This window comes from Flaviramulus sp. (assembly GCF_982512915.1).
The window spans coordinates 62,727-89,535 of record NZ_CEWOCJ010000007.1; the positions used below are offsets into that span (position 1 = coordinate 62,727).

Genomic DNA, 26,809 nt, shown 5'->3' on the forward strand with positions numbered 1-26,809 from the left:
ATGGACAAAAAGTTGTTTAGTAAATTTAATCCTGTATCAGCAAAACAATGGAAGCAAAAAATTCAGTTTGATTTAAAAGGCGCTGATTATAATGATACTTTAGTTTGGAAAACGAATGAAGATATCTCAGTAAAACCATTTTATCATTCGGATGATTTTACAGAATTGTCAACTATTTCGAATACCAAAGCCACAAACTGGAAAATCTGTCAGTCTATTTTTGTTGCCCATGTTGAAAAATCAAATTTAAAAGCAGTTAATGCTATTGAAAGAGGTGCTGAAAGTATTCAATTTATTATTCCAAATGAAGATGTTTCAATTAAAAATTTACTGCAAAATATTGATTTAGATAAAATTCCAATTCATTTTGAATTACATTTTATTTCAGAAAATTTCGCAAAACAACTTGCTGATATTTCAACTAAAGCAGGTTTCAAAATCCAAACAGACATCATTAATAATTTAGCAAAAGATGGTAATTGGTATCAATCTTTAAATGAAGATTTTCAAAAATTTGAAAACATAGTTAACTATACAAAATCGCTCACGGTTGAGGTATCATTATACCAAAACGCTGGAGCCAATATGGTTCAACAACTAGCATACGCTTTAGCACATGCCAACGAATATTTAAATTATTTGAACAATAGCTCTCTTTTAAAGGAAGTGTTCAAATCGTTTGAAATGAATTTCAAAATCTCAGTGGGCACTAATTATTTCTTCGAAATTGCAAAACTAAGAGCTTTAAGAATGCTTTGGAAAACACTTGCTGCCGAATACCAAATCAATAATAATTGCCATATTACAGCAACTCCAACCAAGCGTAACAAAACCCTTTACGATTATAACACCAATATGTTGCGAACCACAACAGAATGTATGAGTGCTATTCTTGGCGGCGCCAATATAATCTGTAATTTACCTTATGATGCGATATACCACAAAGACAACGAATTTGGTGAACGTATTGCAAGAAATCAACTTTTGATTTTAAAACACGAAAGTTATTTTGATAAGGTTGATAATCCTTCAGATGGTTCATATTATATTGAAACATTAACAAATCAACTAGTAGAAAAAGCATTGGATGTATTTAAAAACATTGAAAACAAAGGTGGTTTTTTAAAACAATTAAAAGAAGGCACCATTCAAAGAAAAATAAAAGAAAGTACTAATAAAGAACAACTTCAATTTGATAACGGAGAAGAAATTTTATTGGGAACAAACAAACATCCTAACTTAAATGACCGCATGAAAAATGAGTTGGAAATTTATCCTTTTGTTAAAACAAATCAAAGAAAAACTTTAATTGAACCTATCATAGAAAAGCGATTAGCAGAAAATTTAGAACAAAAACGATTAAAAAATGAAAACTAAAATGAACTTAAAAACGACTCTTTTTTCTTTTTTATTAGCATTTATTTTATTTAGTTGTAAAAAAGAAAACACTTTTTCAGATTTCAAGTATAAAGATAAACCTGCAATCTTAACTTGTGATAATTTAAACTCTAAATTATATCAAGAAGCCTTGTACACATTTGAAGATGATCTTTTAAATTTTTACAAAAGAAATAATGCAAATAGCACACTAGCACAATCCTATTCTCAATTTATTAGAAATTCAATTTATGGTAGAATAAAATATGAAGACATTATTTCTGAGCATACTTACAAAGTATTTGAAGCTTTAAAAGATGAAAACGATTTATGGGATGCTAATAATCAAAAAAGCCATTTAAATTATAAAAGTGCAATTATTACATGTATGGCAAACAACATTAAAGATGTAGCTTTAAAAACCACTTTTAATTCGCTTATAAGCACCAACTTTATGGACCAAAAACTTTTTGGTTCACCATTAATGGCAAAATACACCAATACATTAAGCGATAAATATTTAGCAACTTATGTAGCTTTAGATTTGTTTTATGCCAAATTATTTGATATTGATTTTAGCAATGTTAATTTTGAGAAACCTCAACCTATAGATTTTAATGTAATACCTCCTAAAACACCTTCTGGAGCACCAATAAATTAATTTTGAGAAAAAACCTTCAACAAATAACTATAAATAAGAAAACTGAAGACGAAAAATCTTTAGACAAAAACAAGTTTATAACTGCTGAAGGTATTGAACTTCAGTCTTTATACTCAAGTAAAGATATTCAAAACTTAGAACATCTTGATTTTGTTGCTGGTTTAGCACCAAATTTAAGAGGACCTTACAGTACTATGTATGTAATCCGTCCATGGACTATTAGGCAATACGCAGGATTCTCTACCGCAGAAGATAGTAACGCTTTTTACAGGAGAAATTTAGCCGCTGGACAAAAAGGGCTTTCTATTGCTTTTGATTTAGCAACACATCGTGGTTACGATTCAGACCACGAGCGAGTTGTTGGCGATGTTGGAAAAGCCGGTGTAGCCATAGATTCGGTTGAAGATATGAAAATCCTTTTTGATCAAATCCCACTAAACGACATGTCAGTTTCTATGACTATGAATGGTGCTGTACTTCCAATTATGGCATTTTATATAGTAGCAGCTGAGGAGCAAGGCGTAAAGCCAGAACACCTATCAGGCACCATACAAAATGATATTTTAAAGGAGTTTATGGTGCGTAATACTTACATTTACCCACCTACACCTTCGATGAAAATCATTTCAGATATTTTTCAATTCACCAGTAAAAACATGCCTAAATTCAATAGTATTAGTATTTCTGGGTATCACATGCAAGAAGCTGGTGCAACCTGCGATATAGAATTAGCTTATACGCTAGCTGATGGCTTGGAATATCTTAGAAAAGGAATAGAAGCTGGTTTAGACATTGATACCTTTGCACCTCGCCTATCGTTTTTTTGGGCCATTGGTATGAATCATTTTATGGAAATAGCAAAAATGCGAGCTGCCAGAATGCTTTGGGCTAAAATAGTTAAGCAATTTAACCCTAAAAATGAAAAATCATTAGCTTTAAGAACCCACTGCCAAACATCTGGCTGGAGTTTAACAGAACAAGACCCCTTTAATAATGTGGCACGAACTACTATCGAAGCAGCTGCAGCCGCTTTTGGTGGCACACAAAGTTTACATACCAATGCCTTAGATGAAGCGATTGCATTACCTACTGATTTTTCGGCTCGAATTGCACGAAATACACAAATATTTTTACAACAAGAAACTAAAATAACTAAAACGGTTGACCCATGGGCTGGTAGTTTTTATGTTGAAAAACTAACACATGATATTGCACAAAAAGCCTGGGAACTTATTGAAGAAGTTGAAAGTTTAGGAGGCATGACTAAAGCCATAGAAGCTGGCATCCCTAAAATTAGAATTGAAGAAGCGGCAGCAAAAAAACAAGCTAGGATAGATTCTGGGCAAGATATAATTGTGGGCGTTAATAAATATAGATTAAAGGAAGAAGACCCAATTTCAACGCTAGAAGTAGATAATCAAACTGTAAGAAATTCCCAAATAGAGCGATTAAAGCATATAAAAGCAACTAGAAACTCTGAAAAAGTTGAAAAAACTTTATCAAAATTAACCGAAGCAGCTAAAACAGGACGAGAAAATTTATTAGCTTTAGCTGTTGAAGCTGCCAAAGAACGTGCTACACTTGGTGAAATTAGCGATGCTTTAGAAATTGCTTTTGGCCGTTACAAGGCTCAGATAAAATCATTTTCAGGTGTGTATAGTAAAGAAATAAAAGACGACGAATCCTTTAAAAAGGCACAAGAATTAGCAGATAAGTTTGCAGAACAAGATGGGAGACGTCCTCGCATTATGATAGCAAAAATGGGACAAGATGGGCATGATCGTGGTGCAAAAGTTGTAGCTACAGGTTATGCTGATGTGGGTTTTGATGTAGATATTGGTCCGCTTTTTCAAACGCCAAAAGAAGCAGCTAAACAGGCGGTTGAAAATGACGTACATATTTTAGGTGTTTCTTCACTAGCTGCAGGACATAAAACTTTAGTGCCACAAGTAATTAAAGCTCTAAAAGAATATGGAAGAGATGATATTATGGTGATTGTTGGTGGTGTTATCCCAAAACAAGATTATCAATTTTTATTTGATGCTGGGGCTATTGCAGTATTTGGACCTGGAACAAAAATTAGTGATGCTGCTATTAAAATATTAGAGATTTTAATTGGTTAGATTGTTTTTTATTAATTTTTAATACCATAATAATCTAAATTTAAATTCAGAAATAATTAAAAAGAAATATTCCATCTACTTTCTCCTCTTCATTTTTAATTCTATATTCAAAAAACCCGTGTGTTTAGAATTGTGAAGTTTCAAAAAGTTTTGAAATATTAATTCTTTATCAACTATTTTCACTTTACCGATTTGTTAACAAGTAACGTTTTTATTCCTCATAAATAATCGTATTTTTACCGCTTATAAAACCAAATCATTAATGGGTAAAATCATTGCAATTGCTAACCAAAAAGGTGGAGTTGGAAAAACAACTACTTCCATTAATTTAGCTGCTTCATTAGGCGTTCTAGAAAAAAAAGTGTTGCTTATAGATGCTGATCCTCAGGCAAATGCAACTTCTGGAATTGGTATTGATGTAGAATCTGTAGAGATAGGTACCTACCAGCTTTTAGAACATTCAAACTCAGCCAAAGAAGCTATTATAAAAACCGAAGCTCCAAACTTAGATATTATTCCTGCTCATATAGATCTTGTTGCTATTGAAATTGAACTTGTTGATAAAGAAGCGCGAGAATATATGCTTAAAAAAGCACTACAAGATATTAAAAACGATTACGATTTTATTTTAATAGACTGCGCACCATCACTTGGTTTATTAACATTAAATGCTTTAACAGCAGCAGATGCTGTAATTATTCCTATTCAATGTGAGTATTTTGCATTAGAGGGATTGGGAAAACTTTTAAATACCATTAAAAGTGTACAAAAAATTCATAATCCAGAATTAGATATTGAAGGTTTATTACTAACTATGTATGATTCTAGATTACGTTTATCAAATCAAGTGGTTGAGGAGGTTCAAAAACACTTCAACGATATGGTTTTTCAAACCATAATCCAACGTAATGTACGATTAAGTGAAGCACCAAGTTATGGTGAAAGTATAATTAATTACGACGCTGGTAGCAAAGGTGCTAGCAATTACTTAAGTTTGGCTAAAGAAATTATCAATAAAAACTCATAAATTATGGCTAAGGCAACTAAAAAACAGGCTTTAGGTAGAGGTTTATCTGCATTATTAAACGATCCAAGTAACGATATTAACTCAGTAAAAGATAAAAACGCAGATAAAGTTATTGGCAATATTGTTGAGTTAGATATTGATTTTATTGAAGTAAACCCTTTTCAGCCTCGGACAAATTTCAGTGAAGAATCCCTTAGAGAATTAGCCTCATCTATAAAAGAACTTGGTATTATCCAGCCTATTACTGTTAGAAAATTAGGGCTTAATAAATTTCAATTAGTTTCAGGTGAGCGCCGTTTTAGAGCTTCCAAATTATTAAATTTAGAAACTATACCAGCTTATGTTAGAATTGCTAACGACCAAGAATCTCTTGAAATGGCCTTGGTTGAAAATATTCAACGCCAAGATTTAGACCCTATTGAAATTGCACTATCATACCAACGTTTAATTGACGAAATCAATCTAACTCAAGAGCAAATGAGTGAGCGTGTTGGCAAAAAACGATCTACTATTGCTAACTATTTACGCTTACTAAAATTAGACCCCATTATACAAACGGGTATGCGAGATGGTTTTATCTCAATGGGTCATGGTCGTGCTTTAATCACTATCGAAGATCAAACAATTCAATTAGACATTTACGAGAAGATATTATCAAAAAAACTATCTGTTAGGGAAACTGAAACTTTAGTTAGAAACTTTAACCTTCCAAGTGATAAAGTTGATTCAACTTCAAAAAATGAAGATGACGGAGTAGTTCCAAAATACATAAAAAAAGGTATTCAAGCATTTTCTGAATACTTTGGGCATAAAATTGACGTTAAAGTTTCTAAAAATGGAAAAGGAAAAATAAGCATTCCTTTTCATTCTGAAGAAGACTTTAATCGTATTAAAAAATTAGTTGACGGTGCTAAATAAATTCAAAATAGCAAGTATACTCTCTTTTTTCTGTTGTTTTAATTTGATGGCGCAAGACGAAAATTCAAAAAAAAAACTACTCCCAGAAGAAGTAATTATTGATTCTATTATTGAAATAAGAAAACCAATAGATCCACTTTCCCCATCAAAAGCAGCATTCTATTCTGCCATTTTACCTGGTTTAGGTCAAGTTTATAATAAAAAATATTGGAAAGTACCTATCGTTTTTGGGGCCATAGGAACCGGTGTTTATTTTTATATTTCGAATAATAAAGAATACAATAGATACAGAGATGCTTATAAAAGCCGATTAGCTGGTTTTACTAATGATGAATTTTATTTTGATTCTCAAGGAAACCAATTAACAACTCCAAGAGTTACTATTGATGGTTTAGAACGTGCACAAAAATTTTATAGAAAAAACAAAGAAATATCACTTTTAGTTACCATTGGGCTTTATGCTTTAAACATTATTGACGCCAATGTAGATGCGCATTTATTGCAATATAATGTAGATGAAAATTTATCATTAGCACCTCATTACAAAATAAATGAATTGGATGCTACTGGAAGTGTAGGATTAACTTTAAATTTTAAATTTTAACCCATAAATGGGTATTTATATAAATAACAAATTTCAAATAAATGAATATAGCTTTACTAGGATATGGAAAAATGGGTAAAACCATCGAAAAAATTGCTATAAATCGTGGACATACCATCGTTTTAAAAATTGATAAAGATGACACAAATTATGATATAAAAAAAGCTGATGTTGCCATTGATTTTAGCATTCCAAACGTAGCTTTTAATAACATAAGTAATTGCATTAAAAATGGCATTCCCGTAATTTCAGGAACAACAGGATGGCTAGAAAACTATGATAATGCAGTAGCTTTATGTAAAGAGAAAAAAGGCGCATTTATTTACGCTTCTAATTATAGTTTAGGAGTTAATATTTTTTTCGAGTTGAACAAAACACTTGCAAGAATGATGAGTACATTAAAACAATACCATGTTTCAATGGAAGAAATTCATCATACTCAAAAACTTGATGCACCAAGTGGCACTGCTATTTCATTAGCTAACGACATTATAGCGAATAACGGGAACTTCAATAATTGGAAATTAGATGAATCAGAAAATTTTACCATTCCGATTATTGCAAAACGCATCGAAGATGTTCCAGGAACACACACAATAAACTACGAAAGTGAGGTAGATACCATAACTATTGAACATGTAGCTCATAACAGACAAGGTTTTGCATTAGGCGCTGTAATTGCTGCTGAATGGATAATTGGGAAAACTGGAGTTTTCAATATGAATGATGTGTTAAATATTGGTTAATAAATACTAAAAATGTAACAATATAAACTGATATTGGTACCAATAAAAAATTAAATTTAAGATTATGACGTTGACAGAATGGTTTATTTTCATCCTAATTATTCAAGTAATTCATGGCTTAGGCACTTGGAAACTATACACTAAAGCCGGAAAGCAAGCTTGGGAAGCCTTTGTTCCAGTATACAACGGCGTGGTATTAATGAAGATAATAAATCGCCCTCAGTGGTGGATTATCTTATTATTTTTACCTGTAGTAAACGTGATTATGTTTATAGTTGTTTGGGTAGAAACCGCTCGAAGCTTTGGTAAAAACTCGTATTTAGATACTTTTTTAGCCATAGTAACTCTTGGATTTTACAATTTCTACTTAAATTATATTGCCGATATAAATTATGTTGAAAATAGAAATTTAAACCCAAAATCTAGTTCTGGTGAATGGACAAGCTCTATTCTTTTTGCTATAGTTGCAGCAACCATTGTTCATACTTATTTTATTCAACCTTTTACGATTCCATCATCATCATTAGAAAAATCACTATTAGTAGGCGATTTTTTATTTGTAAGTAAATTTCATTATGGGGCCAGAGTGCCTATGACTACGGTTGCTGCACCCATGGTACATGATACCATTCCTGTTTTAAAAAACAAATCCTATTTATTTGATGATGTAAAAGATAGTAACTCATGGAAAAATAAGTTACAACTGCCTTATTTGCGCATTCCAGGTTTTGAGAAAATAGAAAGAAACGACATTGTTGTTTTTAACCAACCTGCAGATACCCTTCTGGATATGAATGATTTTAATCCAGATAGAAACTACTATAAACCCATAGATAAAAAAACCAATTTAGTAAAACGCTGTGTTGCCATTGCTGGTGATTCTTTAGAAGTACGTGATGGTTTTGTTTATATTAATGGTAAGAAAAATGAATTACCAGATAGAGCACATTTACAATTCAGCTATTTGGTTCAACCTAAAACCAATCAATTTAATCCTAAATTTTTAAAAGAACGTTACGATATTACAGATGGTTTTGGCATTATAAACAACCAAAATACGTATTATTTCTCCGCTATTTCTGATGAAGCACTAGTGAAATTTAAAGACAACCCAAATGTTGCAAGCATTACACCAAATATTAAAGAAAAAGGTGTTAGAGATTCCAATATCTTTCCACATGATCCAAATTACAACTGGAATGTCGATTTTTTTGGTCCGTTATACATTCCAGAAGAAGGTAAAACTATTGATTTAAATTTAGAGGTATTACCACTCTATAAACGTGTTATTACTGAATATGAAGGCAATACACTTCAAGTAAAGGGCAATCAAATTTTTATTAATGGGGAACTTTCAAACACTTATACTTTTAAGCAAAACTACTATTGGATGATGGGTGATAACCGTCATAATTCTATTGATGCTAGAGCATGGGGATTTGTGCCTTTTACGCATGTAGTAGGAAAACCTGTATTTATTTGGATGAGTTGGGATGGAAAAAATCCACGATGGGAACGTTTCTTCACTACCGTTAGTGGTAATGGAAAAGCCACCTCTTATTTAATACCTTTTTTAGTATTACTTGCAGGGTGGATTGGTTTTAATCAATGGAAAAAACGTAAAAAAGCAACTAGTTAAATATTCTCATTAGTTCACAAGCAAGAATCTTTAAATTGAATTTTTATTAAAAAACAATAGATTCTTGCTTCCGCAGGAATCAAAAATGGCATGGACATATTAATACATCCAACATATTTTCCTAACATAGCGCACTTTGTTGCCATTATGAATGCTAAGGAAATAGTTTTTGAAATGGATGATAATTTTTTAAAACAGACATACAGAAATCGTGCTTCCATATATGGCGCTAATGGAAAATTAGTATTAAATATACCTGTAATTCACTCTCAAAAAAATCGTCAAAAATATAGGGATGTAAAAATTTTTAATGAAGAAAAATGGCAAGACAATCATTGGAAATCATTACTTTCTGCATATAAAACATCTCCTTTTTTTGAATATTATGAAGATGAATTTAAACCTTTGTTTTCTCAAAAAACAACATACATTTTAGATTACAATTTAAAATGTTTCGAAGTTGTTTGTGATTGTTTACAGTTAGAACTAAACACTTCTAAAACAGAGTCATTTATAAAAGTAGCAGAAGATAAAAATGACTACAGATATCTTGTAAACGCTAAAAAGGAAAAACTACAAAATTTTGATAATTATACACAAGTTTTTGGAGTCAAACATGGTTTCTTACCTAACCTAAGTATTCTAGATTTGCTTTTTAACGAAGGCCCAAATGCCGTTAATTATTTGGAATCTCAAATTGAAAATCTTAAATAATGCTTCAAAATATTACTCATTACGGTTGTCATTTTATAATCCCTTTAATTGTTGCTTTAGTCTGGTATAAACCTATTTGGAAGAAGGCTTTAATAATCATGCTTGCAGGGATATTGATAGATTTAGATCATATTTTAGCCAATCCTATTTTTGATCCTAATAGATGCAGTATAGATTTTCATCCACTTCACTCATCTTTCGCTATTACGTTTTATTTATTTCTTTTAATTCCGAAAAAAACCAGATTAGTTGCTTTAGGTATAGGAATTCATATAATCGCTGATATAGTAGATTGCTATTTTATGTAAAATCAATCTTCGGATAAACTCAATGTTGCCATAATAGGAAAATGATCTGAGTAATGCTCGTTGTAAGCTTTAAAACCATTTACTAAAAAAGCTTCATCAGCAAAAATAAAATCTATTCTAACTGGAAAGAATTTAAAATCATGCGTACGACCAAACCCATTCCCGGCTTCTTTAAAAGCATCGTTTAGGTCGCCTTTTATTTTTCTGTAAACATAAGAGAACGCCGTATTATTAAAATCACCACAAATCACCATTTTATATTTACATGCTGCTTTATGCTGAAGAAATAACTCTGTTTGAAATTGTTGCATTTTAAATGTGGTACCAATTCGCTTAAAAAGACGCTCAGAATCTTCAGTTTTTAAACTCTCAACTTTAGTATTTATACGAAGGGATTCTAAATGTATATTGTAAATTCTTAAGGTATCAACTCCCTTAATAATATCAACAAAAATGGCATTATTAGGTGTGTTTGGAAATTCTACCGAACCAGAATTTATAATAGGATATTGCGAAAAAATAGCTTGCCCATATTTTACTTTTTTTCCGGATAGATGTTCGTATTTGTATTTGAAAAAAGATAAGTTTATGTTTTGATGGGGATGGTATTCTTGAACACTTAAAACATCTGGGGCTTCTTTTTTAATAAAATCAATGATTTTGGTTTCTAGATTAGCTTCTGGAAGCCAATCGTATAAATTGAAAAGCCTCACATTATAATTCATAACCTTTATATTTTCTATATTTTGAATCTTTTTTGAAGAAGAAAATTTATACAGAGAACCAAAAGAAAAATAGCCAATGGATAAGACTATTAATGATAGAATCATGTGCTTTTTTAACTTCACTAACCAATATAAAAAGCATAATCCGTTAATTAAAATCAAGAAAGAAACTCCTAAATTTAAAACAGACAAAATAGAAAAGGTTTTAGGAGGCAATAGTGGTAAAATGTAAGATAATAGTAACAATATTGCTACTACCATATTAATGAAATAGATAATTTTACTTATTAAGCTTAAATTTTTCATTTATCTAATTACATATTTTATTTTTCTAATAATTATTTTCCTGCTTTAAATAAAAATTCTTTTTCTTCACTATTTAAACTATCATAACCGCTTTTACTAATTTTATCCAGAATGACATCTATTTTCTTTTGATTATTATACTCGTTAAAATCTGCTTTATTATAACCACCAACTTTACTTTTATTTTTATGAACGGTTTTTAAAGGTGTTTTTTTTGAAGCTTTAAAAAAATTAGTAAATGCATCCATAATCTTTTCAAAACCCTTACCAATATCCTGTCCTTTTATTAATTGTTTAGCGTAAAAATAGCCCAATAAAGCACCTCCTAAATGCGCTAAATTCCCGCCTGCATTTATCCCAAATAAACCTATAATATCTAAAACTATAATGGCAGCACCAACATACCATAACTTCAAATTAAACATAAAGAAACGTATATCTTGATTTGGCATATAAGCACATAAAAAAATCAATAACGCTCTTATTGCTGCAGAAGCTCCTAATAAACTAGAACGCTCTCCAAACACATTAGGCAACAAATTATAGCATAACATAAAAAATAATCCACCTGAAATAGCTCCAAGAAAATAAATATTCAATGCCATTTTTGGTCCAAATAAATTTAGAAACATGCGACCTAAAAAATACAACCATAGCATATTAAAAAGGATATGGAAGAAATCGTAATGCAAAAAAGCGTAAGTAATTATTGCCCAAGGTTTCGATAGAAAATTAGAAAACCCGCTAGGTAATTCTAACCAGCCTAAACTGGATTTTAAAATGAGTCCAATAAAAAATACAACTACATTAACAGCTATTATTTTTTCTAATATATTAAGATTAGAAAGCTTTAGTTTTATATCTTGAGAAAGTGTTGTCATTAATCCCACCGGTTTTTGTTAAATTGTGTTTTTTTCCAATACCACATGATAATAAGTCCTGTTAACGCGCCTCCTACGTGCGCCATGTAGGCTGTATTACTTGGGCTAAAAAATGACTGGCCTGTAATTCCTGAAATTAAATCTAGAATAATAATACCTGGTATAAAATATTTTGCCTTAATAGGAATTGGCAAGAATATCATCATAAGTTCGGCATTTGGGTTCATCATTCCAAAAGCAACTAAAATACCCATAATACATCCAGACGCACCAACCATGGTATTTCTGGCAATAACATTCATTTCAAACAAAGACTTAAAGGCAGTACTATCAATCGAATTAGCATTAAAGTAATATTCGTTGAGAAATGGAATCATTTGCTTGCTTAATATATCTCCTTTAATAAACTGACCATCACTAGCATCAATTGAGATTATTTTTTTTAACAACTCTCCTTCCATATTCAAACTTGAAATACCTTTATAAGCACTATAAAAATCAAAATAATAATATCCTACTTGTAAGGCGACTGCCCCTAAACCCGCAGAAAAATAAATAAATAAAAACCGTTTAGAGCCTAAAACTTGCTCTACAGGTGTACCAAACATCCAAAGCGCAAACATGTTAAATAAAAGATGCATAGCTCCACCATGCATAAACATATGTGTAACTATTTGCCAGGGCTGGAAGGCTAGGTTTTGCGGAAAATGCATCGCGAACCAATCATAAAACAAAACGCCTTGACCAACAGTTAACGTGCCAATAAACATAATCACATTAATGATTATTAAATGTTTGACGGTTTCTGAAATTCGCATCATATTCTATATAAATTTTTTATCTAATTCGTCAACAGTCATGGTAACAAATGTTATACGGTTAGTTGGTGACACATTTGGTTCTTTGCAAGCAAATAATTTATTCAACAAATGCTCTTGCTCATCCTTTTTTAAAGATTGACCTGTTTTAATAGCCAAACTTTTCGCCATTGATTTTGCTAACAAGTCGGTAGCGCTAAAATGACTATCTGGAACTTCGTTTTCAACATCACTTATAAGTTGTTCTAAGATAATAGAAACCTCACTTTCTGGAACTCCAACGGGCACTCCAATAATCTCAATAGATTCATGTTTAACGTTTGAAAACACAAAACCAGTATGTTCTAAATCAACTTTAAGCTGTTTGATAATTTCGAAATCTTTTTTTGAAAAATGAAGCTCTAACGGAAATAATAATTGCTGACTTATGGCTTCTTTAATAGTTATATTTTTAAGAAAATCTTCATACAAAATACGCTGATGCGCTCTGTTTTGATCTATTACCAACATGCCAGATTTTATAGTACTAACTATATATTTGTTATGAATTTGGTAGGTTGTATGTAATTTTTCAATATCATTTTCATTTTCAAAAATAGAGGTATTTTGTTCTTCACTTTCAAAATGAGCCTCACTAAAATTGTTAGTCGAATCGTTGCCTTTAGATTCTAATCCTATGTATAAACTGTCCCAATTATTTATTGTTGGTTTGAAAACCGTAGTTTGTTTACCCAAAAACTTACTATCTGTTTGAAATGGATTAAAGTTTCTATCAACTTCAATTTTAGGCACATCCGCATTATTATTCTTGTAACTATAAGGTGTATCTAAATTAGGATCTCTATCAAAATCTAAAACAGGAGCAATATTAAACTGTCCTAAACTATGTTTAACTGCAGAACGAAGTAAGGCGTACAGAGTATGTTCATCATCAAACTTTATCTCCGTTTTTGTTGGATGAATATTAATATCAATGGTTTGAGGATCTACATCAAGTTTTAAAAAGTAACTTGGATGTGTCCCGTTTTTAAGTAAACCATCAAATGCAGAAGATATAGCATGGTTTAAATAAGCACTTTTAATAAAACGATTGTTAACAAAAAAGTACTGTTCGCCTCTTGTTTTTTTTGCGAATTCAGGTTTCCCAACAAAACCAGAAATTTTTAGCACTTCGGTATCTTCTTCAACTGGCACTAATTTTTCATTGGTTTTAATACCAAAAATATTCACAATACGTTGCCTGAAATTACTGATAGGTAAATTAAATGTTTCGCTCCCATTATTGTATAAAGCGAAACTAATATTTGGATGTGCTAAAGCAACACGATGAAACTCATCAACAACATGACGAAATTCTACAACATCAGATTTTAAAAAATTACGTCGTGCAGGAATATTAAAAAATAAGTTTTTTACTGAAACTGATGTGCCGTTTGGTGTTACAATAACTTCTTGCAAAACTACTTTGCTTCCTTCTATTTCAATTGTATTACCAACATCATCAACCTCTTGTTTTGTTTTTAATTCTACATGTGCAATAGCTGCAATACTTGCTAAAGCCTCTCCACGAAAACCTTTAGTATGTAATTGAAATAAATCTTCAGCTGTTCTTATTTTCGATGTTGCATGACGCTCAAAACTTAATCGCGCGTCGGTTGTGCTCATGCCTTTTCCGTTATCAATAACTTGAACGAGTGTTTTACCAGCATCTTTTATGAGGAGTTTTATGGAGCTTGCATCTGCATCAATAGCATTTTCAAGTAGTTCTTTTACAACAGAGGCAGGACGTTGTACAACTTCTCCAGCGGCAATTTGATTCGCTACATGATCTGGTAAAAGCTGAATGATGTCTGCCATATAGTATTATGAAAAAAATATTGTTAAATCAAAATCGATGATAAATAAAAACGCTAAAATAAGCAGGGCAACAATAATTAAAATTCTTCTATTTGCATCTTTGTCTGGATTTTTATAATCTTCAAAAGCTTCATTAAATTTAGCCTTTAAACCTTTATTACTTCCAACCGTTTTTCTAAAATCATCAAACTTATGCTTAATTTCGAAAGGATTACCCTCTCCTTTATCATCAAAATAACGAGGCGTATAATTAAATTTTTTGTTGTTACGTAATTTTAAAAGTCCCATGATTCCTAAGTTTTGGTTACATGTATTTTTTTTCTAATAAATACATAAAAATCAATAATAATACCAAAACTAACATTAAGGTTCTTATGGGTAAAAATCCTTTAGATTTTGGTCTATTACCTCTAATTTCTTTCCATTTTGAAATAAACTCCTTTGAATTATTATTATCTTCTAAGACAGAAACATCTTGATTTTCTTTCGAAAATCGAGGTTGATAATTAAATGTTTTATGTTTTCGAGTTTTAAACAAAATTTAGTAGTGCTATACTCCAAAAATACTCAAAAATAGACAGAAAGAGAGGATTGAAATGCCAAAAATTGTTAACATTTACAAAGTAATTCCTACTGACAACAACAAAAAAAATAGCATTACAATTAATGTCTAACTATTCTTCCGTAACTCTGCCATTTTAATTGCAGCAATAGCAGATTCAGTACCCTTGTTGCCATGCTTACCTCCAGAGCGGTCAATAGCTTGTTGTAAATTATTATCTGTAAGTAAACAGAAAACAACTGGTGTTTCGTGTAAAATATTTAAATCTTTAATGCCTTGGGAAACAGCTTCACAAACAAAATCAAAATGTTTGGTTTCTCCTTGAATAACACTCCCTATAGCAATAACCGCATTTACCATTTGCTCTTGCATTTTTTTGCTACCGTAAATAAGTTCAAAACTACCCGGAACATTCCAACGTATAATATTAGTAGGTAAAACACCATGTGCTATTAATGTATCAAACGCACCTTGATACAAACCTTCTGTTATAGTATCATTCCACTCTGAAACAACAATCCCAAACCGAAATTTATTCGCGTTTGGGATTGTTGTTTTATCATAATCAGATAAATTTCTATTTGCCGTAGCCATACTATTTACTTACCAATACTTGAGCCTTTCCTATAAAAACATCCACATTTGTTGCTTCAGTAGAATTGGCATAATCGTTTTTTATTCTTTCAAAATAAGTTAACGCCTTTTTAGCTTCACCTAAATCTAAAGCAATAACACCAGCTTTAAACAAGTACATAGGTGTTGTATATTCGTTATCGCGCATCTCAGCAGCTTCCTCGTAATAACCTAAAGCATCTTCTTGTTGATTTAATTGTACAAATGCATCACCAATATTCCCTTTAGCTAAAGGAGCTAAAATTTCATCATCACTTTTAAAATTACCTAAATATTCAACTGCATTTTTGTAATCTTTCAATCTTAAATAAGCTGTACCCGCATAATAATTAGCTAAATTAGCTGATGGCGTTCCGCTATATTCTTCTATGATATCTAACATCCCGAATTTACCTTCACCACCTGTTAAAGCCAAATTATATAACGAGTCTTTGGCTGATCCGTTAACTGCATCATTAAAATATTTTTGCGCTTGATACATATCATTCATAGCAGAAACTTGCTTGGGCTTAGCAATAAACTCTTTATAAGCTAAAGATCCTAAAACAAACACAGCTACAATACCTATGATTACAAAAATGTATTTTTGGTTTTTTTCAACAAAAGCCTCTGTTTTTGAAGCTGTTTCGTCTAATGTATTGAAAACTTCTGCCGTTGTAGAACCTTCTTCAATGTTATGTTGTATTTCTTCTTTGGTTTTCGGTTTGTAACCTCTTTTATTATAAGTTGCCATTTATTTGTTCTAAATTATTGTGGCGCAAAAATATAATTTTTCTTCATAACTAAAAGGGTATTTATTTGATATTTTTCAATAATTTGCACTTCTTTTTAAGAGTTTAGTCTCTAAACGTGCTTTAAGTTACCTTTTGTATGATTTTAAAATCTCTTTCTTTACTCAATTATAAAAATTTCGATAGTAAATCGTTCATTTTCAATGATAAGATAAATTGTATTGTTGGAAATAATGGTATTGGAAAAACAAATGTGCTTGATGCTATTTATCATTTATCCTTTGGAAAAAGTTATTTTAATCCGGTAGCCACACAGAATATTAAACATGATGAGGAGTTTTTTGTAATAAATGGAGATTATAATAAGGAAGATAAAACAGAAAAAGTTACAGTAAGTCTAAAACGCGGACAAAAAAAAGTAATTAAGCGTAACGGTAAAGCTTATGAAAAGTTTAGTGAACATATAGGATTTTTACCATTAGTAATTATTTCGCCTGCTGATAGAGATTTGATTATTGAAGGGAGTGATACCCGAAGAAAGTTTATAGATAGTGTGATTTCGCAAAGCGATAAAAACTATTTAACGCATTTAATTAATTATAATAAAATTTTAGCACAACGAAATGCACTTCTCAAATATTTTGCTTTAAACCACACATTTAATAAAGATACCTTAGAAGTTTACAATACCCAATTAACAGATTTTGGAACAGCTATTTTTAAAAAACGTGATGACTTTTTAAAAGAATTTATCCCCATTTTTAAATCGCGTTATGAAGCAATCAGTAATGGTAATGAAGAAGTTGATCTAGCATATCAAAGTGATTTGTTTGAAGATGATTTACAAAATCTTTTAAAAACTGTTATAAATAAAGATAAAGCCCTACAATACACAAGTGTTGGAATTCATAAAGATGATTTAAATTTTAATATTGAGAGTCATCCCATAAAAAAATTTGGAAGCCAAGGGCAGCAAAAATCGTTTTTAATTGCTTTAAAATTAGCACAATTTGACTTTATAAAAGCTCAGAGTGGTGTAAATCCCATTTTACTTTTAGATGATATTTTTGATAAGTTAGATGAAAATCGTGTAGCACAAATTATTAAATTAGTAGATGATGAAAATTTTGGGCAATTGTTTATTAGTGACACCCATGCTGAACGTACTGAAAAAGCCGTAAAACAGGTACATCAATCGTATGAAGTTTTTAAACTTTAAATAAATAATGGCAAAGCGAAACAACGAAAATATCAGCATATCTGATGCGTTAAAAGAATTTGTAGAAACTAATAAGTTAGAAAAAGGCCTAAACAAAGTGAATGTTGCTGATGCTTGGGCTAAACTTATGGGTAATGGTGTAAATAATTATACAACTTCTGTAAATCTGGAACGAGAAACCCTTTATATTCAATTAAGCTCCAGTGTTTTGAGGGAAGAATTAAGCTACGGAAAACAAAAAATAATTAATATGCTTAATGAAGAATTAGGTAAAGAAATAATTAAAAAATTGATTTTAAGATAGTTAAATTGTAAAATATATTTAAAATAAATCTACAAAAAATAACAAACTATACATTTTTATATTACCTTTGGCGCTTAATTATTATAATACAAATACAATGAGTAAAGGTACCGTAAAATTCTTCAATGATTCTAAAGGTTTTGGATTCATCACTGAAGATGACAACAACAAAGAACATTTCGTACACATTTCAGGACTTATCGATGAAATTCGTGAAGGTGATGCAGTTGAATTCGATCTACAAGAAGGTAGAAAAGGATTAAACGCCGTAAACGTAAAAGTAATCTAAGATATATACTTTAACAATTACAATGTTAAAAGTCTATCAAAAATATTTTTGATAGACTTTTTTTTATTTACTATCTTTTGGGTGTAAAAATTTAATGTTAAATGTATTAATAATTATTTGGCACTAAGTTTGCACACAAGTAAATAATTAATTTAATATTTTAACACATGAGTAAAGGAACAGTAAAATTCTTCAATGATTCTAAAGGATTCGGATTTATAGTTGAAGAAGGTTCGAAAAAAGAACATTTTGTTCACATTTCTGGATTAATTGACGAAATTCGCGAAGGCGATTTAGTTGAATTTGATTTACAGGAAGGTAGAAAAGGTTTAAACGCAGTAAATGTAAAAGTAGTTTAATATATACTAATTAACTTTATTGGCACAGAAAAAACCCAGCAATGAATTGCTGGGTTTTTTATTATATTATATTGAGTAATATATTAAAACATCTCTCTTCCTGAGAAATGAAAAGCACCTTCAATAGCTGCATTATCATCACTATCACTGCCATGTACGGCATTTTCACCAATAGAAGCTGCATATAATTTACGTATGGTTCCTTCTGCTGCATCAGCAGGATTTGTTGCACCAATTAAAGTTCTAAAATCCTCAACAGCGTTTTCTTTTTCTAAAATAGCAGCTACAATTGGGCCACGCGTCATATATCCAACTAAATCTGGAAAAAACGGACGCTCTTTATGTATGGCATAAAAAGCTTCTGCATCTGCAGTTGTCATTTGAGTTAATTTCATCGCTACAATTCTAAATCCTGAAGCTGAAATTTTTTCTAATATTGCACCAATGTGTCTTTTCTCAACAGCATCTGGCTTAAGCATTGTAAATGTTCTATTTGTTGCCATTTTGTATTTTTAAATTTTGTGCAAAATTACAGTTTTATATTTATTTTATAACTAATACTTTTGTAAAAGTTTTTGCTGAATTTGATTGTTTTTACCACGCATTTCCATTTGAATTTCAGATTTATCAAAATTAAACTTTAATAAGCCAAAGCTTAAATCTGAAACCACAAAACCTTGTCTAAATTTATTAGCTTCTTCTGTAAAACCAGTATATGTGTGGGTTAAACCACTTGAGGTGAAATCAATTAATGGGTAACTTAAATCTGCACTTTTTATTTTTGAAAACTCAGAAATATGCCTGTCACCTGAAACTAATAACACTCCTTTAGCTTTAGAAAGCTCTATCAATTTCACTAACTTATCCACTTCATGAGGAAAATTTGCCCAAGTTTCAAACCCATGTTCTCCCGATAAAATCTGAACACTACTAACAATTATATTAAAATTAGCTTGAGAGTTTATCAGCTCCTCTTCAAGCCATTGCCATTGCGCTACACCTAAAACAGTACCTTCACCATACTTATTTGGTTGATATCGTTTACTTTTATCAGTAGCGTTTGTTAATGCTGATCTAAAAAAGCGAGTATCTAAAACTATTACTTTAATAATTCCTTTTTCTGATATAATATCCTGCGAAGTATAAATCCCTTTTTGTGTTCTTCTTTTATCGGTTTTTGGAATTCCTAAAAAATCTAAAAACAATTGCTGACTTTCATCTTTAAAATGAAACTCTGCGCCGCCATCATTTAACCCATAATCATGATCATCCCAAGTAGCCATAATTTTAGTGCTATTTTGTAGTTTTTGATAATCCGCTTGAGCTAATTGCACTTGGTAATCTTTCCAAAGTTTATGTTTATTATCCGAGTCTGAATAAATATTATCTCCTCCCCAAATCCACATTTCTGGATGGTTTTTTAAAACCTCTTTCCATAAAATATTTTGAACATTTTGCTTATTGCAAGAACCAAAAGCAATGGTAACATCAAAAAGCTCAGTTTCGTTGAATGGCAAATTATTTTGAGTTGGTTTGCAAGAAAAAAAACAAAAACTTAAAATAATCACATAGCTTAATATTTTCATCAAATTAAAATTTAAAGTTTTATAAAGCCATAAAAATACATTATTCTATTTTAAGTATATTTTATTAAATTGTATATTCGTACCTTATGAATAAACAAGATATTTCAAGCATAAAAAAGTTGTTTTCAACTCCAAAAAAGATAGTTATTGTAACTCATAAAAATCCTGACGGAGATGCTATAGGATCTAGTTTAGGGTTGTTCCATTATTTAATGAAAGGAAGACATCAAGTACATGTTTTAACACCTAATGATTCTCCTTCATTTTTAAAATGGATTCCAGGAAATGAAACTATTTTAAAATACGATTCTCAAAAAACCACATGTGATTCGTTGATTAATGAAGCTGAAATCATATTCACGTTAGATTTTAATGCATTTCATAGAACGGGAGATATGGAAACTGTTTTATCTGATAGTAAAGCTTTGAAAATAATGATAGATCATCATCAAGCCCCAGATAATTATGCAACTTACACCTACAGTGATGTTACTATGAGTTCTACTTGCGAAATGATTTATCATTACATTGATATACTTGGAGATTCTAATTTAATCGAGAACAATATAGCTACAAGTCTATATGTTGGAATTATGACAGATACGGGTTCCTTTAGATTTCCTTGTACAACAAGTAAAACCCATCAAATTATAGCTAGTCTTATTGAAAAAGGAGCTAATAATTCAGATATCCATAATCAAGTTTATGATTCAAATAGTTATGAAAGTCTACAACTTTTAGGTTGTGCTTTAAGTAATCTAAAAGTAATTTCAGAATCTAAAACTGCTTACATCACCCTAACTCAAAATGAATTAAATAAATTTAATTATAAGAAAGGCGACACTGAAGGTGTTGTTAATTATTGCTTATCATTAGAAGGCATCAAACTTGCAGCTATTTTTATAGAAGATAAGCAAGAAGGTATTATAAAAATATCGTTACGCTCGAAAGGAGACTTTTCTGTAAACGAAATGTCGAGAGCTCATTTTGAAGGTGGTGGCCATACAAATGCCGCTGGAGGAAAAAGTCACTTATCGTTAGACAAAACAGTTGAAAAATTTATTAGTATATTGCCTAGTTATAACAAAGCCCTAAACAATGATTAAATTATTAATATTAATATGTATACTGCTAGCTTTTGGATGCAAAACACCTGAAGCTAGACGTCCGGTTTCTGTAAAAACAGGCTCTTTTATTGATGCCTCTGTTGAACGAAACAAAAACCTAAATGCAAAAGAGCAAGCTTCCATAGAAAAGCTAATGGAAATTCAAAAAGAAGACTACATAGCTTCAGAGAGTGGTTTTTGGTATTATTACAACAACAAAATTGAGATAGATTCTTTAAAAACACCCGTTTTTGGAGACATCATAATTTATGATTATAACGTTAAAGCCTTAAATGGTAACGTGATTTATTCCAAAGACGATATAAAAACACAAACCTATGCCATGGATAAGCAAGAATTATTCACAGGGCTTCGAGAAGGTTTAAAACTCATGAAATCTGGTGAAACTGTAACTTTTTTATTTCCTTCGCTAAAAGCTTATGGCTATTATGGAGACGAGAATAGAATACCAGGTAATACACCTATAATTTGTGAAGTTACTGTAAATTCAATCACCCTAAATCAAACTAATTAAAATGAAAGTATTCAATAAAACTCTCATGCTTTTAATACTAGTTTTAGTACTTAATTTAACATCATGCAAAGCACAATATCCTGAGTTAGAAGATGGTATTTATGCTGAGTTTATAACAAATAAAGGTGTTATGGTAGCAAAACTAGAAAGTGAAAAAGTACCAATAACGGTAGCTAACTTCGTTTCTTTAGCTGAAGGCACTAATACCATGGTTAATGATAAATTCAAAGAAAAAAAATTTTACAACGGACTTATCTTTCATCGTGTTATGAATGAATTTATGATTCAAGGTGGCGACCCAAATGGCACAGGAGTAGGAAGTGCTGGATATAGATTTAAAGATGAATTCCACCCAGACTTAAAACACGATAAACCAGGTGTTTTATCCATGGCAAATTCTGGCCCAAATTCTAATGGTACTCAATTTTTTATCACTGAAGTCCCAAAACCTCATTTAGATAAAGTACACAGTGTTTTTGGTCAATTAGTTATAGGCTTAAACATTCAAGATTCTATTTCAAATGTAAAAGTTGATAACAAAAATAAACCAATTAAGAACGTTGTAATTGAGGAATTAAATATTATTAGAAAAGGTAAAGCAGCCAAGCAATTTGATGCACCTAAAATTTTTATAAATCATTTTGCTGAAGAAGAACGTTTAGAAAAAGAAAAAATAGCAAACGCAGAAGCTATCATAAAAGCATCCAAAGATAAATTCGTTTCGCAAGAATCCAAGGCTACAATACTTGAATCTGGTTTAAAATATTTTATTTCAGAAAAAGGTACTGGAGAAAAATTAAAAGAAGGAGACAGAACGATAACTCATTATGCGGTATATTTTGAAAACGGTAAGCTTTTAGAAACAAGTAAATTAGAAATAGCCGAAGAACTTGATGCTGTTAACGAGAAAAGAAAAGAAGCAAATAAATACGAACCAATTGAGGTTGAAATTACGCCAAACGCATCAATAATTGCAGGTTTAAAAGAAGGCATAAAACAATTAAGTGTTGGAGATAAAGCAACGATATTTATACCCTACCATTTAGCCTACGGCGAATTTGGAAATAGAGGTATCCCTGGAAAATCAAACTTAATTTTTGAAGTTGAAATTGTTAAACTTATTAATTAAATTTTAACATAAATCAGCCTCTTAACGATTATATTTACGTTGAAAAACTAAACACATGCAACTATTAAAACTCGATTGGAATCCTATTACAGGCATTGATATTGTTGGAAATTTCAAACTTCATTTTTACAGCCTTATGTGGGTTATTGCTTTTATTTTAGGTTGGTTCATCATGAAGCGCATTTTTACAAAAGAAAAGGTATCACTAGAATATCTAGACCCTCTTTTTATTTATACCGTTTTAGCTACCATGCTTGGTGCTCGTTTAGGGCACGTTTTATTTTATCAATCTGAGTTAATAAAAGAAGATTTTTTTAGTATTTTTCTTCCTTTCAGTTTTGAAAATGGTGTTGAATTTACTGGTTTTCAAGGTTTAGCTAGCCATGGTGCTGCCATTGGAATTATATTAGGCATGTATTTATATCGAAGAAAGTATAAATATAAATCTCTTTTGTGGATTTTAGATAGAGTGGTTATTTCAGTAGCCTCAGGTGCTGTTTTTATTAGAATAGGAAATTTTATTAATTCAGAAATTATCGGAAAAGAATCGGGCGATTTTCCTTTAGGAGTTCGCTTTATCCAAGATTATTATAACAAATATGAAGCCCTAAGAATTACGGGAATCAAAAACGTTGAAAAAGCTTACGATGCCATTGCTAATAATACAAAATTATTAGATGTAGTACCCTACAGACATCCCGCACAATTATACGAATCGTTTTGCTATATTTTTGTGTTTTTAGCTTTATGGTATTTCTATTTAAAAACTCCCAAAAAAGACCAATCAGGCTTTTTATTTGGATTATTTTTAATTTTATTATGGACTATTCGCTTTTTTGTTGAGTTTGTAAAGGAACCACAAGGTGAAGAATACATCAATTGGTTAGGATTAAATACTGGCCAGTGGTTAAGCCTTCCTTTTATACTAATTGGTCTTTATTTTATGTTTGTTTATAAAGTTAAAACCAAAGTGAAATAAGATGTTTTCTAAAAGGCTCTTCCTAACTTTAATTGCAACTTTAACTATAGTATTTTCATCTTGTAAAGAAGATAAAAATGTTATAAAACAAACCGAAGTATCTTTTATAAAGGAAGCTGAACTAACTATTTTCAAAAAAGATTCCACACAAATAAATTTAGATATAGAAATTGCAAATACCGATTACGAAACTCAAACAGGTTTAATGTATCGTAGCAGCATGAAAACAAACCAAGGTATGTTATTTGTTTTTGACGATGTTGAACCTCGTTCTTTTTATATGAAAAATACACAAATCCCCTTAGATTTAATTTTCATCAACAAAGACAAAACTATTGTTAGTTTCCAGAAAAACGCGAAACCATTTGATGAGTCTTCACTAACATCCAATGCGCCAGCAAAATATGTTTTAGAAATTAATGCCGGTTTGGTTGATAGATGGCATATTTCAGTTGGAGATCAAGTAAATTTCTAAAGTACTCATTTGCAAAACTTTATTCAATTAGATATTTTCTAAAAAAAATCGATAACTTCGTTAGATTAGATATCGTCAAAATATAACCTTACATTAATTCTGGAAACTTATGAAAAAAGCCATCACCTTTATCGCTTTAATAACATTAATTGTATCATGTTCAAAGCAAAAAAAAGCACTATCAAATGCTGAACTTTTTGCTAAAATAGACAAAGAAATTAAAGAAAATACGAAAGCGTATAGTACCCTAAAAGAGGCATCTGAAACTATTGGCCATCGTTTAACAGGTTCAGAAAATGGAGCTAAAGCTGAGACTTATATCTATGAAAAATTAAAAGCATATGGTTTTGATGATGTTAAATATCAACCTTTTGAAGTAGAATCGTGGTCTCGTGGAGAAGTAAATTTAAGTATTAATGGCAACGAAACTAAAGTAGTTACGTTAGGTCATTCACCTGTTGAGACTCATGTTACAGGTGAAATCATTGATATGGGAAATGGATTAGAGGCTGATTATCTTACAAATCCTGATGCTGTAAAAGACCATATTGCACTCGTTTATATAAGTATTTTGGAGGGTAGCTCTGAGGGTTTAAATAATTTACACCGAAGTGAAAAAACCGCTTTAGCAATAAAATATGGTGCCATTGGAATCATCATTATCAATCAAGTTGATAATGGCGTATTACTCACAGGAACAGCATCTGTAAATGGAGAATTAATTAAAATTCCAGCTGTTTGTATTGGTAAAGAAGATGGCATGGCTTTAAAAGAGAAAATAAAAACAGATGGCGCTGTAGCCACTATAAATATGACTAATAAAAGCGATATCATCAATGCAAGAAATGTAGTTGCTACGCTTAAAGGTTCTGAAATACCCGAAGAAGAAATTATTATTGGAGGTCATTTAGATTCTTGGGATTTAGCAACAGGCGCTATTGATAATGGGATTGGTTCGTTTGCAGTTTTAGATATTGCAAGAGCTTTTAAAGCTAATAATTTACAACCAAAACGCACTATTAAATTTGTACTTTTTATGGGAGAAGAACAAGGTTTACTTGGTTCTAAACATATGGTTAGTAAAGCTGTTGAGGCTGGAAAAATTGATAATATTAAATACATGATGAACCTTGATATGGCCGGAAATCCTGTTGGAATGAATGCTGGAGGAAAATTAGAAAATGAAAACTTCTTCAAAGAACTTGGAGAAACCATAAAACAAAATGATTCTATATTTAAAAACAGTTTTTCAAATAATTCTGGATTACACAGTGATCACCAACCATTCATGCTCGAGGGCATTCCAATTTTATCAGTACATAGTAACTTAGACCGATCCATTTATGGCTGTTATCATTCTGATTGTGATGATTTTAACCTAGTTAATAAAGATCATTTAACTAATACTTCTCGCTTTGGCACTATGATACTTTATGGATTGGCTAATGCAGATGTGCTACCTGCTGCAAAAATGGATAGCCAAACCACTAAAGAATTTATGATTAAAAACAATCTTAAAGAAAAACTCATTATTGGAGGCGATTGGAAATGGGAAGAATAATTAGTGCTTATTAAAATTTGGATATAGTTTTTTTAATTGATTTTCACTTAAAGATATGATATTCACATTCAAAATTATAGGAATTAAAGGTGTGTTTGTAGAGTCGCGTTCCACATTAACAATGGCATCTATAACATCCATACCTTTAATAACCTTACCAAAAACAGTATACTGGTTATCTAATCGGTGTAAGCCATCTTTGTTTTGTACCACATAAAATTGGCAACGAGCAGAATTCATATCAGGGTTATCATCTCTTCCAGCACCAACAGCTCCGTAATCATGTGTTAATGATACATCAAATTCTGGAGATAACAAATAGTCTTTATCTGTAAATCCCTCAACAGTATCAGGACACCCACCCTGAGCAACAAAATTAGGTATAACTCTATTAAAAGTTAGAGAATCCCAATATCTATTATTGGCTAATTGTATAAAACTTTTTTTATGTTTTGGAGTTTCATCATAAAGCCAAATTAATATATCTCCTTTAGGTGTTTTAATTTCTCCTATATCATAGGTAACTGTTTTTGTGCAAGAAAAAATAAAAACAAGAGAAATGAATAGATAAAAAAAATTTGCAATCTTAAAATTCATGTTTTTAAAATAAATGAAAAAGAATCCTAAAAGGGATATT

General features: G+C 30.8%; 31 protein-coding genes. 20 read left to right on the forward strand and 11 right to left on the reverse strand.

Features of this window, described 5'->3' with window-relative positions:
* The 10 genes from AC1XJX_RS06715 (at window position 1) to AC1XJX_RS06760 (ending at window position 10,117) form a co-directional block, all read left to right on the forward strand.
* On the forward strand, window positions 1-1,377 hold the full coding sequence (locus AC1XJX_RS06715; protein WP_482003199.1) for a methylmalonyl-CoA mutase subunit beta: 1,377 nt from the start codon (window positions 1-3) through the stop codon (window positions 1,375-1,377).
* Entirely contained in the window at window positions 1,367-2,038 is a 672-nt protein-coding gene (locus AC1XJX_RS06720; RefSeq protein WP_482003200.1) for a hypothetical protein, read from the forward strand. Before AC1XJX_RS06715 ends, AC1XJX_RS06720 begins: the two co-directional genes overlap by 11 nt.
* A complete protein-coding gene (gene scpA, locus AC1XJX_RS06725; RefSeq protein ID WP_482003290.1) occupies window positions 2,038-4,161 on the forward strand; it encodes a methylmalonyl-CoA mutase in 2,124 nt (707 codons plus the stop codon). Before AC1XJX_RS06720 ends, scpA begins: the two co-directional genes overlap by 1 nt.
* Before the next feature lie 262 nt (window positions 4,162-4,423).
* Window positions 4,424-5,188, forward strand: a complete 765-nt coding sequence (locus AC1XJX_RS06730) for a ParA family protein (RefSeq protein ID WP_482003201.1) — start codon at window positions 4,424-4,426, stop codon at window positions 5,186-5,188.
* Between the two features lie 3 nt (window positions 5,189-5,191).
* Window positions 5,192-6,106, forward strand: a complete 915-nt coding sequence (locus AC1XJX_RS06735; protein WP_482003202.1) for a ParB/RepB/Spo0J family partition protein — start codon at window positions 5,192-5,194, stop codon at window positions 6,104-6,106.
* On the forward strand, window positions 6,096-6,710 hold the full coding sequence (locus tag AC1XJX_RS06740) for a DUF5683 domain-containing protein (protein WP_482003203.1): 615 nt from the start codon (window positions 6,096-6,098) through the stop codon (window positions 6,708-6,710). Before AC1XJX_RS06735 ends, AC1XJX_RS06740 begins: the two co-directional genes overlap by 11 nt.
* Window positions 6,711-6,751: 41 nt before the next feature.
* Window positions 6,752-7,456 (forward strand): 4-hydroxy-tetrahydrodipicolinate reductase, encoded by a 705-nt coding sequence (gene dapB / locus AC1XJX_RS06745; RefSeq protein ID WP_482003204.1) that lies wholly within the window; start codon window positions 6,752-6,754, stop codon window positions 7,454-7,456.
* Window positions 7,457-7,520: 64 nt separating this feature from the next.
* On the forward strand, window positions 7,521-9,095 hold the full coding sequence (gene lepB, locus AC1XJX_RS06750; protein WP_482003205.1) for a signal peptidase I: 1,575 nt from the start codon (window positions 7,521-7,523) through the stop codon (window positions 9,093-9,095).
* Between the two features lie 90 nt (window positions 9,096-9,185).
* Complete coding sequence (locus AC1XJX_RS06755; protein WP_482003206.1) at window positions 9,186-9,809, forward strand: WbqC family protein; 624 nt, start codon at window positions 9,186-9,188, stop codon at window positions 9,807-9,809.
* The gene (locus AC1XJX_RS06760) at window positions 9,809-10,117 is read left to right on the forward strand and encodes a DUF6122 family protein (RefSeq protein ID WP_482003207.1); all 309 of its coding nucleotides are present in this window, start codon (window positions 9,809-9,811) and stop codon (window positions 10,115-10,117) included. The genes AC1XJX_RS06755 and AC1XJX_RS06760 overlap by 1 nt, the downstream gene beginning before the upstream one ends.
* A 2-nt stretch (window positions 10,118-10,119) precedes the next feature.
* Here AC1XJX_RS06760 and AC1XJX_RS06765 read toward each other — a convergent pair whose 3' ends face one another.
* The 8 genes from AC1XJX_RS06765 to AC1XJX_RS06800 form a co-directional block, all read right to left on the reverse strand.
* On the reverse strand, window positions 10,120-11,148 hold the full coding sequence (locus AC1XJX_RS06765) for an endonuclease/exonuclease/phosphatase family protein (protein ID WP_482003208.1): 1,029 nt from the start codon (window positions 11,146-11,148) through the stop codon (window positions 10,120-10,122).
* Between the two features lie 32 nt (window positions 11,149-11,180).
* A complete protein-coding gene (locus tag AC1XJX_RS06770) occupies window positions 11,181-12,029 on the reverse strand; it encodes a rhomboid family intramembrane serine protease (RefSeq protein ID WP_482003209.1) in 849 nt (282 codons plus the stop codon).
* A complete protein-coding gene (locus tag AC1XJX_RS06775; RefSeq protein WP_482003210.1) occupies window positions 12,029-12,850 on the reverse strand; it encodes a rhomboid family intramembrane serine protease in 822 nt (273 codons plus the stop codon). The genes AC1XJX_RS06770 and AC1XJX_RS06775 overlap by 1 nt, the downstream gene beginning before the upstream one ends.
* 3 nt (window positions 12,851-12,853) lie before the next feature.
* Complete coding sequence (gene mutL, locus AC1XJX_RS06780; RefSeq protein WP_482003211.1) at window positions 12,854-14,704, reverse strand: DNA mismatch repair endonuclease MutL; 1,851 nt, start codon at window positions 14,702-14,704, stop codon at window positions 12,854-12,856.
* Window positions 14,705-14,710: 6 nt separating this feature from the next.
* Window positions 14,711-14,992 (reverse strand): riboflavin synthase subunit beta, encoded by a 282-nt coding sequence (locus tag AC1XJX_RS06785; protein ID WP_482003212.1) that lies wholly within the window; start codon window positions 14,990-14,992, stop codon window positions 14,711-14,713.
* Window positions 14,993-15,008: 16 nt separating this feature from the next.
* On the reverse strand, window positions 15,009-15,242 hold the full coding sequence (locus tag AC1XJX_RS06790) for a hypothetical protein (RefSeq protein ID WP_482003213.1): 234 nt from the start codon (window positions 15,240-15,242) through the stop codon (window positions 15,009-15,011).
* Between the two features lie 132 nt (window positions 15,243-15,374).
* Window positions 15,375-15,860 (reverse strand): 6,7-dimethyl-8-ribityllumazine synthase, encoded by a 486-nt coding sequence (ribH, locus tag AC1XJX_RS06795; protein WP_482003214.1) that lies wholly within the window; start codon window positions 15,858-15,860, stop codon window positions 15,375-15,377.
* A 1-nt stretch (window position 15,861) separates the two neighbouring features.
* Window positions 15,862-16,632 (reverse strand): tetratricopeptide repeat protein, encoded by a 771-nt coding sequence (locus tag AC1XJX_RS06800; protein WP_482003215.1) that lies wholly within the window; start codon window positions 16,630-16,632, stop codon window positions 15,862-15,864.
* Window positions 16,633-16,769: 137 nt separating this feature from the next.
* Here AC1XJX_RS06800 and recF point away from each other — a divergent pair, with 137 nt between their 5' ends.
* The 4 genes from recF to AC1XJX_RS06820 all read left to right on the forward strand — a co-directional run bounded on the left by recF (window position 16,770) and on the right by AC1XJX_RS06820 (window position 18,801).
* Window positions 16,770-17,849 (forward strand): DNA replication/repair protein RecF, encoded by a 1,080-nt coding sequence (gene recF, locus AC1XJX_RS06805; RefSeq protein ID WP_482003216.1) that lies wholly within the window; start codon window positions 16,770-16,772, stop codon window positions 17,847-17,849.
* Between the two features lie 7 nt (window positions 17,850-17,856).
* On the forward strand, window positions 17,857-18,153 hold the full coding sequence (locus AC1XJX_RS06810; protein WP_482003217.1) for a DciA family protein: 297 nt from the start codon (window positions 17,857-17,859) through the stop codon (window positions 18,151-18,153).
* Window positions 18,154-18,250: 97 nt separating this feature from the next.
* Window positions 18,251-18,442 carry a cold-shock protein gene (locus AC1XJX_RS06815; RefSeq protein WP_034044451.1) on the forward strand — a complete coding sequence of 64 codons (192 nt, stop codon included), beginning with the start codon at window positions 18,251-18,253 and terminating at the stop codon, window positions 18,440-18,442.
* A 167-nt stretch (window positions 18,443-18,609) separates the two neighbouring features.
* Window positions 18,610-18,801 carry a cold-shock protein gene (locus AC1XJX_RS06820; RefSeq protein WP_482003218.1) on the forward strand — a complete coding sequence of 64 codons (192 nt, stop codon included), beginning with the start codon at window positions 18,610-18,612 and terminating at the stop codon, window positions 18,799-18,801.
* 83 nt (window positions 18,802-18,884) lie between these two features.
* On the opposite strand, the gene AC1XJX_RS06825 is transcribed toward AC1XJX_RS06820, so the two are convergent.
* Both AC1XJX_RS06825 and AC1XJX_RS06830 read right to left on the reverse strand, forming a co-directional pair.
* Window positions 18,885-19,304, reverse strand: coding sequence for a nucleoside-diphosphate kinase (locus AC1XJX_RS06825; protein WP_482003219.1), 420 nt, complete (start codon window positions 19,302-19,304; stop codon window positions 18,885-18,887).
* A gap of 51 nt (window positions 19,305-19,355) precedes the next feature.
* Entirely contained in the window at window positions 19,356-20,387 is a 1,032-nt protein-coding gene (locus AC1XJX_RS06830) for an alkaline phosphatase D family protein (RefSeq protein ID WP_482003220.1), read from the reverse strand.
* A gap of 86 nt (window positions 20,388-20,473) precedes the next feature.
* Between AC1XJX_RS06830 and AC1XJX_RS06835 the strand changes: the two genes are divergently transcribed.
* From AC1XJX_RS06835 to AC1XJX_RS06860, 6 genes are all read left to right on the forward strand, one after another.
* Window positions 20,474-21,493: a DHH family phosphoesterase gene (locus AC1XJX_RS06835; protein WP_482003221.1), complete on the forward strand. Its 1,020-nt coding sequence runs from the start codon at window positions 20,474-20,476 to the stop codon at window positions 21,491-21,493.
* Window positions 21,486-22,028: a gliding motility-associated peptidyl-prolyl isomerase GldI gene (gldI, locus tag AC1XJX_RS06840; RefSeq protein WP_482003222.1), complete on the forward strand. Its 543-nt coding sequence runs from the start codon at window positions 21,486-21,488 to the stop codon at window positions 22,026-22,028. Before AC1XJX_RS06835 ends, gldI begins: the two co-directional genes overlap by 8 nt.
* 1 nt (window position 22,029) lies before the next feature.
* Window positions 22,030-23,157 (forward strand): peptidylprolyl isomerase, encoded by a 1,128-nt coding sequence (locus tag AC1XJX_RS06845; RefSeq protein ID WP_482003223.1) that lies wholly within the window; start codon window positions 22,030-22,032, stop codon window positions 23,155-23,157.
* Window positions 23,158-23,212: 55 nt separating this feature from the next.
* On the forward strand, window positions 23,213-24,136 hold the full coding sequence (lgt, locus tag AC1XJX_RS06850; protein WP_482003224.1) for a prolipoprotein diacylglyceryl transferase: 924 nt from the start codon (window positions 23,213-23,215) through the stop codon (window positions 24,134-24,136).
* A 1-nt stretch (window position 24,137) separates the two neighbouring features.
* Window positions 24,138-24,611: a DUF192 domain-containing protein gene (locus tag AC1XJX_RS06855; RefSeq protein ID WP_482003225.1), complete on the forward strand. Its 474-nt coding sequence runs from the start codon at window positions 24,138-24,140 to the stop codon at window positions 24,609-24,611.
* 109 nt (window positions 24,612-24,720) lie between these two features.
* A complete protein-coding gene (locus AC1XJX_RS06860) occupies window positions 24,721-26,172 on the forward strand; it encodes a M20/M25/M40 family metallo-hydrolase (protein ID WP_482003226.1) in 1,452 nt (483 codons plus the stop codon).
* On the opposite strand, the gene AC1XJX_RS06865 is transcribed toward AC1XJX_RS06860, so the two are convergent.
* Entirely contained in the window at window positions 26,173-26,769 is a 597-nt protein-coding gene (locus tag AC1XJX_RS06865) for a peptidylprolyl isomerase (protein ID WP_482003227.1), read from the reverse strand. It abuts the gene before it with no gap.
* Window positions 26,770-26,809 lie beyond the last annotated feature (40 nt).